This is a genomic window from Mycobacterium sp. UM_11, assembly GCF_001414075.1.
GTDB lineage: Bacteria > Actinomycetota > Actinomycetes > Mycobacteriales > Mycobacteriaceae > Mycobacterium.
Genome location: NZ_LATC01000037.1, coordinates 33,346 through 44,267, shown reverse-complemented (window position 1 = coordinate 44,267; position 10,922 = coordinate 33,346). Strand labels below are relative to the sequence as shown.

General features: G+C 68.5%; 11 protein-coding genes and 1 pseudogene. 10 read left to right on the top strand and 2 right to left on the bottom strand.

Features of this window, described 5'->3' with window-relative positions; genetic code table 11:
• The 4 genes from WU80_RS11915 to WU80_RS25400 all read left to right on the top strand — a co-directional run.
• Nucleotides 1-318, top strand: a 318-nt coding sequence (locus tag WU80_RS11915; RefSeq protein WP_231633811.1) for an IclR family transcriptional regulator C-terminal domain-containing protein, incomplete at its 5' end; no start/stop codon positions are given.
• Complete coding sequence (locus WU80_RS11910) at nucleotides 315-665, top strand: hypothetical protein (protein WP_055403666.1); 351 nt, start codon at nucleotides 315-317, stop codon at nucleotides 663-665. The genes WU80_RS11915 and WU80_RS11910, both read left to right, overlap by 4 nt.
• Nucleotides 658-1,290: a Dabb family protein gene (locus tag WU80_RS11905; RefSeq protein ID WP_055403665.1), complete on the top strand. Its 633-nt coding sequence runs from the start codon at nucleotides 658-660 to the stop codon at nucleotides 1,288-1,290. The genes WU80_RS11910 and WU80_RS11905 overlap by 8 nt, the downstream gene beginning before the upstream one ends.
• A 63-nt stretch (nucleotides 1,291-1,353) precedes the next feature.
• The gene (locus WU80_RS25400; protein WP_082459880.1) at nucleotides 1,354-1,791 is read left to right on the top strand and encodes an SRPBCC family protein; all 438 of its coding nucleotides are present in this window, start codon (nucleotides 1,354-1,356) and stop codon (nucleotides 1,789-1,791) included.
• A gap of 30 nt (nucleotides 1,792-1,821) precedes the next feature.
• Here the strand turns inward: WU80_RS25400 and WU80_RS11895 are convergent, their stop codons facing one another.
• On the bottom strand, nucleotides 1,822-2,709 hold the full coding sequence (locus tag WU80_RS11895; protein ID WP_055403663.1) for an SDR family NAD(P)-dependent oxidoreductase: 888 nt from the start codon (nucleotides 2,707-2,709) through the stop codon (nucleotides 1,822-1,824).
• Complete coding sequence (locus WU80_RS11890) at nucleotides 2,706-4,637, bottom strand: NAD(P)/FAD-dependent oxidoreductase (RefSeq protein WP_055403662.1); 1,932 nt, start codon at nucleotides 4,635-4,637, stop codon at nucleotides 2,706-2,708. Before WU80_RS11890 ends, WU80_RS11895 begins: the two co-directional genes overlap by 4 nt.
• A gap of 102 nt (nucleotides 4,638-4,739) precedes the next feature.
• Here WU80_RS11890 and WU80_RS11885 point away from each other — a divergent pair, with 102 nt between their 5' ends.
• From WU80_RS11885 to WU80_RS11860, 6 genes and pseudogenes are all read left to right on the top strand, one after another.
• Nucleotides 4,740-6,326 carry an acyl-CoA synthetase gene (locus tag WU80_RS11885; protein WP_055403673.1) on the top strand — a complete coding sequence of 529 codons (1,587 nt, stop codon included), beginning with the start codon at nucleotides 4,740-4,742 and terminating at the stop codon, nucleotides 6,324-6,326.
• Nucleotides 6,326-7,465 carry an acyl-CoA dehydrogenase family protein gene (locus WU80_RS11880; protein ID WP_055403661.1) on the top strand — a complete coding sequence of 380 codons (1,140 nt, stop codon included), beginning with the start codon at nucleotides 6,326-6,328 and terminating at the stop codon, nucleotides 7,463-7,465. Before WU80_RS11885 ends, WU80_RS11880 begins: the two co-directional genes overlap by 1 nt.
• Nucleotides 7,462-8,487, top strand: coding sequence for an acyl-CoA dehydrogenase family protein (locus WU80_RS11875; RefSeq protein ID WP_231633810.1), 1,026 nt, complete (start codon nucleotides 7,462-7,464; stop codon nucleotides 8,485-8,487). Before WU80_RS11880 ends, WU80_RS11875 begins: the two co-directional genes overlap by 4 nt.
• A gap of 69 nt (nucleotides 8,488-8,556) precedes the next feature.
• Nucleotides 8,557-9,033, top strand: coding sequence for a nuclear transport factor 2 family protein (locus WU80_RS11870; protein WP_055403660.1), 477 nt, complete (start codon nucleotides 8,557-8,559; stop codon nucleotides 9,031-9,033).
• Complete coding sequence (locus tag WU80_RS11865) at nucleotides 9,033-9,902, top strand: SDR family NAD(P)-dependent oxidoreductase (protein WP_055403659.1); 870 nt, start codon at nucleotides 9,033-9,035, stop codon at nucleotides 9,900-9,902. The genes WU80_RS11870 and WU80_RS11865 overlap by 1 nt, the downstream gene beginning before the upstream one ends.
• 1 nt (nucleotide 9,903) lies before the next feature.
• Nucleotides 9,904-10,864: pseudogene (locus WU80_RS11860) on the top strand (alpha/beta hydrolase); the annotation flags it as partial.
• Between the last annotated feature and the right edge of the window lie 58 nt (nucleotides 10,865-10,922).

Genomic DNA, 10,922 nt, shown 5'->3' with positions numbered 1-10,922 from the left:
GATGTGTATAAGAGACAGGAGTTGGCCAAGGTGCGGGCCCATGGCGTCGCGTTCGAGCGCGAGGAGTCGCTGCTGGGCTTCGGCTGCGTGGCGGCACCGATCGGCGGGCCCGGTGAGGCGGTGGCCGCGGTGTCGGTCTGCGGGCCGATGAACCGCATGATGTTCGACCAGCGACTGACGGCCCCGGTGCGGATGACCGCGATGGGCATCTGGCGCAACGTCGAGGGCGGTCCGCAGCGCGTCGCTCCAACCCTGCAGCCGCTGCGCCCGTTGCGTCCCGCGGGTCCGGCGACGCGGCCCGCCCTTCAGTACGCGTGAACGCGGGCGGACGGGTCTTCGTGATCGACCGGGTGGTCACCCGACCCGGGTGCGCTCGGCGATTCGTCGACGCCTACCTCGCCGAGTACGCCCCGGGCGCGCGGGAGCGCGGCATGACGTTGCGCGATGTCCTCGTCAGCCCGCCGATCTGGTTCGATGACGAAACCAACACCGTGACCATCACCTGGACGCTGCCCGACGTGCGGGCGTGGTGGGAGATGACGTGGAAGGGCAGGACGGACCCGGCCCTCGGTGAATGGTGGTGCGGCATAGCCGATCTCGTGCAGGAGCGGTCCCGCTCGTTCGCCGCGTCCGCCGAGGACGTGGACCGGCTTTGCGATGTTTAGCGTCACCAGGTTGTTGGACGTCGTCGAGGACGAACGCGACCGGATGCTCACCGCGTTGCGCTCGGCCGCCCGCGACGCCCAAGCGTCGCGCTGGGTGGTGCAGCCGACGCTGCCCGGTTCGCGTAACGGCGGCGACATTCTCCTGCACATGCGGTTCACTGGTCCACGCGAATGGGACTCTGTCGCAGGAACATTCAGCAAGCTGCTGCGAGACCCGTCGGTTGGTCGCGTCAACGGCGCGAGCTATCACGGCCGTCCCGCCAGCACGGATTGGTCGGCTCTTCCGGGGTCCGTCTATCGCACCCTGTTGTTGAGCGTGGTGCCCGGTACCGACCGGGCGACCATCGCCCGTTTTGAGGCCGATCTGCGGCTGATGCCGAAATACACTCGGACCATAACTGATTGGCAGCTCAGCCGTGTAGACGAAGCGTCCGGCGCCTCGGCGTGGACCCACGTGTTCGAACAGCACTTCACCGACGTCGACGGGCTCATGGGCCCCTATCTGACGCATCCCATCCACTGGGCGGTCGTGGACCGTTGGTTCGACCCCGAATGTCCCGAAGTCATCGTGCGCGATCGCGTTTGCCATAGCTTCTGTCTCAGTGCTGCTGCGGTTTTGAGGTAAGCGGAAGCCGTGAGTGTGCGGCCATGCGGCACCCGGACGTTGTGCTTCGCGTAGTCTCTACCCGTGCGCTTCTCCTGTCGCGTCGAAAGGCCGTGCACCGCGCCTGCCGGGGTCGTTTATGACCTGCTCATCGACGTCGAGCGGTGGCCGGATTGGTTGCCCGGCACCCGAAGCGCCGGTTGGGACGACCCAGGAGGCGCCGGTACACGGGAAGGCGCCATACGCCGAGTCGTGGTGAGTGGATTGACCATGCGCGAAAAGGTTTTGGTGGCCGACCGCCCGCACCACCACGCCTACACCATCTTGTCCGGGATCCCGGTCGCCGACCACCGCGCGGATGTCGACATCCGTGACAAACCTGGCGGGTCGCTCATCGTCTGGCGGGCAACGTTTCGTTCGCGAATCCCCCTTGCCGGACCACTCGTTTGGGTGCTGCTGCGCATGAGCATGCCCAGAATGGCCGCTGCCCTGGCCCAGGGAGCCGAGCGCCGGCCGGTGTGACGCTGCCAGGCCACTCGCATTTGACCCCAGTTAGAGCCCCGCGGCCCTGATATTCGGATTCGCCGTCGGCGGTGGCGGCAACGGCGGCAACAATCGGGTGCCATCCAGGCTGTGCACGGGCAGTTGCTGCGACCAGGGAAAGTGCAGGCTGAACGCGACGAGTCCGGTGCGCTCGGCGGCCGGCAGGTGGCACATCGCCAGCACGGTCTCGGCCAGGTATTCCACCGGCTCGGTCGGGAAGCCATCCGGAATGAGCTGGGCCGCACCGGGTGTGCGAACGGCCGTCGACGGGCCGACGCAGTTCACCGCGATGCCGGCATCGAGCAATTCGGCGGCGACGCCCTGGGTGAAGCGATGCAGCGCGGCCTTGCACGACGCGTAGATCACGTCGCCGGAGGTCTTGTTGTAGTCGCGATACGGTCGCACCGGGGCGACGCCGGTCACCGAGCCGATGTTCACGATCCAGCCCGCGCCCCGCTTACGCATCTGCGGCACAACGGCTTTGGTCAGAACGAACGGTGTGCGCAGGTAGTGCTCCACCGTCCGGTCGAACGTTTCCAGACTCATGTCCTCCACCAGACAGTAGTCCGCGAAACCCGCGTTGTTGACCAGGATGTCGATGCGGCCGGCGCGGTCGACCACCTCGTCGATAAGCCCGTCGCGCTGCCCGGCATCCTCGAGATCGGCCGCGACGGCGAACGCCTTCCCGCCGGCGGCCTCGATCAACTCGACCGTCTCGCCGATGGTGCCGGGCAGCGTGCTGGCCGCTCCACCGCGCACGGACGACGACGCGTCGTGCGAGCGGGCCGTGACCGCCACGGTGGCGCCTTCCGCCGCCAAGCGGAAGGCGATGGCCCGGCCGATCCCGCGGCTACTGCCGGTGACCAAAGCCGTCCTCCCGGAGAGCAACCCGGTCATCGCAACTCGAAATCGCCCTCAACGGGTACCCGGTGATCACGCCATACGTCGAGCAGCCGGTAAGGGAAGGCCGTCACGATCCGCCCACCGCCCGAACGGTAGTACGTGTGCGCGGACGGGGTGTGACACCACACGGTGCCCTCCATCGTCGCGTCGATGTCGGCGACGTAGTCGTCGTAAGCGCGCTGATTCACTTCGATGGTCGACGCCGCTCGCAGCGCCATCAGCTGGAGGCATTCCATCACGTAGTGCACCATCACCTCGACGCCGAAATTGTGTCCCGCGCCGTGTCCCGGGCTGTAGTTGGGCGCCGACGAGATGAACAAGTTCGGGAACCCGGGGACGGTCCCACCGCGGTAGGCCCGCGGCCGGTTGCCCCACTCCTCGGCCAGCCTCTTGCCGCCGCGCCCCTCAATGTCCATGGTGGACAGGAAATCCAGATGATAGCCGGTCGCGTAGACGATGACGTCCAAGTCGATCTGCCTGCCGTCGGCCGTCACGATGCCCGCCTCGTTGACACGGGCGGGTTCGCTCGCTTCGACGTCGACGTGCTCGCGGGCCAGCGCCGCGTAGTACCCGCCGGGATCGCGGATGATCCGCTTGCCGTAGGGCGCGAAGTCCGGCGTGACCTTCCGGGCGAGTTCGCTGCCCGCGCCGAAAACGTCGTCGATGTACTTCAGGCACATCTGCAGCAGCGCGTCGTTGGCCGGCGAAATGGACAGATGGTCGCGCGCCCATTCGGCGTCGTACAAGATCACGGGATAGTTGTTGTCCGCGGTTCCCCAATAGGATTTGAGCCGAATCCAATTGGCGTAGAACGGCAACCGGGTGCCCAGCCACCGCTGATAGTCGGGCACGTCATCGGTCAGCCGCCGCCGCGGCGCCACCCAGTGCGGCTGGCGCTGGAACACCGTCAGGTGCGACACCTCATCGACGCACGCGTCGACGATCTGCACCGCGGTGCATCCGGCACCGATGATGGCAACCCGCTTGCCGGTCAGATCAAGGCCGGGATCCCAACGCGCCGAATGGATTTCGACTCCCGCAAAAGTCCCCCTTCCGTCCAGTTGCGGCCAGCGTGGCCGGTTGAGGTAGCCGGCGGCCGGGATCACCACATTGGCGTAGCTGATCTCGCTGGCACCGCCGGGGCCCACCGCACGGATCTGCCACTGCTGACGCTCGTCGTCCCACCGAAGGGCTTCGACTTCGGTACCGAAGCGGGTGCGTTGCCGCAGTCGGTACTTGTCGGCCACCGACACCAGATAGGACTGATACTCCCACCCCATCGGGTAATAGCTGGACCAATCGCCGTTGATGTCGCGCGACAACGAGTAGTACGCCGAGGGCGTGTCTACGCCGATACCCGGATAGGTGGTCGTGTACCAGGTGCCACCGACCTCGTCGTGGCGGTCGAAGATTTCAAAGTTCACGCCGGCGTCGGCCAACTCCAACGCGGCGGTCAATCCCGCGATGCCGGCGCCGATGATCGCCACCCGAAAGTCGTCGGGGAGCTTCGCGGTGCGAGGCAGCACCGGCTGGGGCGGTTGGAATCCGCCCTGCTCCAACAGCAGCGGGAGGTATTCGGGGTCGATCGTTCCGCCGAGCGCGACCGGCGCGATCCGCGCGAACAGGTCGGGGTCGTCGGCCCGGGCGGCGTGCGGGGGCCGGGGCACTTGCAGCGCGCTGACCATAGCCTCGACGATGGCCGCCCGCGTCTCCGGGTCGGTCGTGCCCGCCTGCTCCGGCGGGTCGGGCACGTGGGTGATCTTCGGCGCGAAGCGGTCGACCACCCCGGGGTCACCGGTGAGCTGCGCCAGCACCGCGACGAGCACGCCGGGGTCGGCGCGAAGCAGGTTGGCCCGCAGTTCGTCGCGATCGACGCCCACGGGCCCGGTGCGGTCGGCTCTCGCGGTTGCGCCCGTGCTCATGACGCCGAGTATCGCCGTCGCCCGTCGCCATCGGGTGGCCCTTGTCTACTCAGCGGGACACCGGGGACAAACCGTCGAGTGTCGGCGCCTACGGTGGCCGGCATGCAGTTGGGCGAGTTGGACGTCAGCGTCGCGCGCGCCCGCGGCCACGCGCTCGGCGATATCCCCCGCCGGTCGGCGCGCAGGCACCCGGACAAGATCGCGATTGTCGACGGCGACGTCGTGCTGAGTTTCGCCGACTTCGAGAACCTGGTAGACCGCGCGGCCGCGGCGTTGGGCGACAACGGTTTTCGAGCCGGCGATCGGTTGGCCCTCCTGTCGCACAACTGCTGGCAATACGCCGTACTGGCGTTCGCCACGGCGCGGGCGGGGGTGGTCCTCGTCCCGGTCAACTTCATGCTCACCGCCGAGGAGGTCTCCTACATCCTCGGCCACAGTGGCGCACGGGGATTTATCGTGGAAGCGGACTTGACACCCACCGCGGAGCAAGCCATGCGACTGGGTGGCTCGGTGACGACGAAGGCGGCGCTGGCGCCGCCCGGGCGGTCCGCGCCGGCCGGCTGGCCCGACTTCGCCGAGTGGCTGAGCACCACCTCGACGGCCCCACGCCCCCACATCGATGACGACCAGCTGCTGCGCCTGATGTACACCAGCGGCACCGAATCGCGCCCCAAGGGCGCCATGCATACCAGCCGAAGCCTGATGTGGAACTACATCAGCACGATCCTGGCCGGCGACATGTCCGCCGACGACGTCGAGATCCATTCGCTGCCGCTCTACCACTGCGCGCAACTCGACAACTTCCTGGCCACCGATGTCTATCTCGGCGCCACCAGCATCATCCTGCCGCGGCCGGACCCCGAACTTGTCCTGCGCACCATCGAGCGCTACGCCGTCACCAACTATTTCGCCCCACCGACGGTGTGGATCTCGTTGCTGCGATCACCCCTCTTCGACACCGTCGACCTGTCCAGCCTGCGCAAGGGCTACTACGGCGCCTCGGCGATGCCGGTCGAAATCCTCAACGAGATTCGGGAGCGCCTGCCGCGCATGAGGTTGTGGAACTTCTACGGCCAAACCGAAATGGCGCCGCTGGCCACCGCGCTCGGGCCCGACGAACAGGACGCGCACGCGGGTTCGGCGGGGCGGCCGGTGACCAACGTGGAGACCGCGATTTTGGACGACGCGGACAAGTCCGTCGTCACCGGAACAGTCGGTGAAATCGCCCATCGCAGCCCGCATTTGATGCTGGGTTACCTGGACGATCCGCAGCAGACCGCCGAGGCCTTCCGGGGCGGCTGGTTCCACTCCGGCGACCTCGGCTACTACGACGAGAACGGGCTGCTCCATGTCGTGGACCGCAAGAAGGACATGATCAAGACCGGCGGGGAAAACGTCGCAAGCCGGGAAGTCGAAGAGGTCATCTACCGGCACGGCGGCATCGAAGAAGTCGCGGTCTTCGGCCTGGCCCACCCTATTTGGGTCGAGGCCGTCGTCGCGGCGGTGGTGCTGCGCGACGGCGTCGACCTCGCCGAGGACGACATACTCGGGCACTGCCGCGCGCACCTGGCCGGGTTCAAGACACCGAAGCGGATCTTCCTCGTCGATTCCCTACCGAAGAACCCCAGCGGCAAGCTGCTGAAACGCGTGCTGCGCGAGCGATTCAGCGCGGGGTGGAAGATACGGTGATGGCCTCTTCCCGGCTGGTGCCGCCGATCGCGCTCGACCCGTTGTCGACACAGGACCTTCGCGACGAGGTGCGGCAGTTCCTGGACGACCAACTGGCCGCCGGGGCGTTCACCCCGTCGGTGGACGCCTGGCTGTCGGGATGGGACGAAAACTTCACCGCCGCGCTCGCGGCGCGCGGCTGGTTGGGAATGACGGTGCCCGTCGAATACGGCGGCCACGGGCGCTCATTTCTGGAGCGGTTCGCCGTCACCGAGGAGCTGCTCGCCGCCGGCGCCCCCGTCGCCGCGCACTGGATCGCCGACCGGCAGATCGTGCCGTCATTGCTGAAATACGGCACGGAGTCACAGAAGCTGGCCTTCCTGCCGCGGATCGTGCGCGGCGAGTGCTTCTTCGCCATCGGCATGAGCGAGCCGGAGTCCGGCTCCGACCTGGCCAGCGTGCGCACCAGGGCGCTGCGCGTCGACGGCGGGTGGTCGCTGACCGGCACCAAGGTGTGGACGTCCGGGGCGCACCTCGCGCACGCGTTCATCGTGCTCGCCCGCACGGCGCCACTGGATCCAGAGCACCGGCACGCCGGACTGAGCCAATTCATCGTCGATCTGCGGGGGCCCGGCGTCGACGTGCGCCCGATCGTGTCGATGAACGGCGCCCACCACTTCAACGAGGTGATACTCGATGAGGCGTTCGTCCCCGACGAGATGGTGTTCGGCGCAATCGGTGACGGCTGGCGGCAGGTGACTTCCGAGCTGAGCTTCGAGCGCAGCGGACCCGAGCGGTACCTGTCGACGTTCGTCCTGCTCGCGGCCTGCGCCGACCGGATGGCCGCGAACGCCATTCCCCGCAACGCGGAGCTGGGGAGGCTCGTCGCGCGAGTCGCCGGTCTGCATCACATGTCCACCGCGGTTGCCGGCGCGTTGGAACGGCGCGAGCCGGCCGATATCCCCGCCGCCCTGGTCAAGGTGCTCGGCACGACCACCGAGGGCGAGATCGCGGAGTTCGCCGACCTGCAGGACTCCCCCGACCGGATCTTCGCCGCGTTGGTGCGTGCCGGCGTGGATCAACGGCCGGGATTCACCCTGCGCGGTGGCACCAACGAGGTGCTTCGCGGGGTAATCGCCCGCGCATTGGGGCTGCGGTGAGCGCCGGGCCTTCCGTCGACGAAGCCCTGGCCGACATGATGGGCGCCGTCTTCGGCGCTCACCGCGAAAAGCTCGGGAGCGAAACGATCGTCGAGCGGGGCTCCGGTCTGTGGCGGCAGCTCGCTGAGCTTGGTCTGCTGCGCCTCACCGGTGCGGTCGAGCACGGCGGCAGCGGGGCCGGGTGGTACGAGGCGGCCGAACTGCTGAACGCGGCGGTGCGCAACGGTATTCGAATTCCGCTGGCGGAGCACGACTTGCTGGCGTGCTGGCTCCTGGACGCCAGCGGATTGGGCGCCGACGGCGCGGCGCGCACAGTCTGCGTGGTCGACACGCGCGGCGTCGCGACGCACGTGCCATGGGCGAGCACGGCCGAACGCGTGGTGGTCGTATGGCGCGCCGACGGGCAGTACCGCGTCGCCGACGCCGCGGCCGAGATGCTCACCATCACCCCCGGCGCCAATTCGATCGGTGAACCACGTGACACCGTGGCCGCCGAGCTCTCCGGCCTGCAGGGAACGCCCATCGGCCCGACCCTGGTCAGCCAGCTGCGGCTGAGGTCGGGGTTGGTGCGGGCGATCCAGGTGTGCGCCGCCCTGGACGAAGCACTGGGACTCTGCATCGAGCACGTGACCTCGCGAACGCAGTTCGGGCGCCCACTGGCGAAGTTCCAAGCGGTTCAGCACCTGGTTTCCGACGTCGCCGCCGAGGCCGCGCTCGCCCGGGCCGCGACCGAGGCGGCGTTGGCGGCCGGCGTCGGGGGCGAGTGGTCGAGCCCGACGCTGGAATTCCTGGTGGCCGCCGCGCGTTCGTGTGCGGGCCACGCGACCTCCGTGGTGGTGAGGAACGCCCACCAAGTGCACGGCGCCATCGGCACCACCCGCGAGCACCGCCTGCACGAATTCACCACGGCCGCGCTGGCGTGGCGGTCGGAGTTCGGTTCGATGCGCTACTGGGACGACGTCGTCACCGACGCCGCCATGCGCGTGAGCGCCGGGGGTTTGTGGAGCCTCATCACGGAGTGAGGCGGATGTGTTCCACTCATCGGGCGGTCACCGTGCCGTCGCGCCCACAGTGGAGTTTCATTCGATGCCATGAACCACGACATCGCGCTGTCGGAACTGCAGGAGTTCATCGGCGAGTTCTGGTACCACTACGACGAGGCCCACTACGACGAGCTGGCACTCCGATACGCCCATGACGTGCGCTATGTGACCAGAAGTGACTCGGGCGCAAGTCCTTTCGAGGACCTGATGTCGCCCGAGCTCAACGGCCGAGACGCGGTGATCCAGTGGTTGTCCCAGCACCGCATGCAGAGCCCGTACCCGCTGCGCCACCACGCCACCAACATCCACCGCACCGGCACCGACGGTGACGTCACCCGCGCGCGGTTCTACATCCTCGTCAACCAGATCGCCAATTACGTGCCGTTCGCGGTTTCCAGCGGGGTTGTCGACGTCGCCGTCCGGCGCGGCGACGATGGGCTGCAATTCAGCGAGATGGACGTCGTTCTCGATGCGACCAACTCGGTCCTGCTGGCGGACCTGCACGCCGACAGCACCACCCCCTGATGAGCGCCCGCGGCATCTTCGCCGGCGGCGTCGCCGTCATCACCGGCGCCGGATCCGGGATCGGTGCCGGTTTGGCGCGGCACGCCCACCGGCTGGGCATGACCACGGTGCTCGCCGACATCGACGCCGACGGCATCGCCGCGCTGCGCGACGAACTCTGCGCGGCCGGAGGGACGGCCGTCGACATCGTCTGCGACGTGCGTGATCCCGAGGCGGTGCAGGACCTCGCGGACCGGGTCTATCGGGATTTCGGCGCGGTGCGGCTGCTGGTGAACAACGCCGGTATCGAACAGTTCGGCTATCTGTGGGACACGCCGGTGACGAACTGGCGGCGCGTCGTCGACATCAACATCAGCGGAGTCTTCTACGGCGTGCGCGCGTTTCTGCCGAAGATGATGGCCGTCGACGAGCAGGCGTGGGTGTGGAACGTTGCGTCGGTCGGCGCCGTAGTGACGATGCCGTTGCAGACGCCCTACCTCGTGAGCAAGCACGCCGTGCTGGCCATGACCGAATGCCTCTGCACCGAGGTGCAATTGGCGGGACACCACCACCACATCCATGTGCAGGCGGTGCTGCCCGGGCCTGTGGTGTCCAACATCTTCGAATCCGCGGGGGGTGTCGACGCCACGGCGGCCGCTGATGTGGGCGCCGCGGAGACGCATCGCGAAGCGATGCTCGACATCAAAGCGGTGGCGATGGACCCGTTGGCGGCCGCCGAAACGCTGTTCCAACAGGCCGCCGAAGGCCGCTTCTACCTGCTCACCCACCCGGAAGTGGGGTCGGCGATGGCGGAGCGCGCGGAAGTGCTTGCCGCGCAACGACGGCCCGTGCTGCGCACGGAACGCCGGTTCGGTGCGCAGCGGCTCTGACATGGGGGCCTGCCAGCTGGACCCCGACGCCGCCGCCCGCGTCGCTTCGTTCGGTGACGTTCCACCGATGCGCCAGCGCGGGCTCGCGGCCGTGCGCGCCGCGCTCGAATCCGCGCCACCGCCCGAGTCGATGGCCGAGATGGCCGCCGTCACGGAAGCAGCCATTCCCGGTCCGGCGGGTGACATCGCGGCACGGGTCTATCGCCCCGACGCCGGAAGCGGTGGACCCGTGCTGGTGTATTTGCACGGCGGTGGGCTGGTGATGGGGTCGAACCACTCATTCGAGCCGCTGGCCCGTGAGCTGGCCGCGGCGTCTGCCGCCACCGTCGTCGCGGTCGGCTACCGCCTGGCCCCGGAGTGGCCTCCGCCCGCGCAGTTCGACGACGCGTACGCCGCGACGGAATGGGTGTCACGGAATGCTCGTCAGCTGGGGGTCGACCCCGAACGGCTCGGGGTGATCGGCGACAGCGCGGGCGGCGCATTGGCGGCCGGCGTTGCGCTCGCCGCGCGCGACCGTGGCGGTCCGCCGATCGGCGCGCAGGTGCTGCTGTATCCGGGCCTGGATCGCGACATGACGGCCCCGTCCGTCACCGCCCTGGCGGACGCCCCGATGCTCAGCCGCGACGACATCGAGTACATGCACTCCCTGGCCGACGGGGACGCGGGCCCGCCCACCAGCCCGTACCTGGTGCCCGCCTACGCATCCGAGCTCGCCGGCCTCCCCCCGGCGATCGTCGTCACCGCGGAGTGCGACCCGATCCGGGATTGGGGTGAGCGGTATGCGACACGGCTGCGCGACGCCGGCGTGCAGACCACCCTGACCCGTTATCCCGGGATGTGCCACGGATTTCTGATGCGTTCCGACGCCACGGCGCGGGGCCGGCTGGCCATCGCCGAGATCGGCGCGCTCCTGCGGGCCAAGTTCGGCCATCCGGTCCGGGCTTGACGTCCCGGTGACCGGGCCATGGCCCCCCGCACCGGAATCGCCCCGCCCACAATCGGGGCACGAACTGCAAAAGG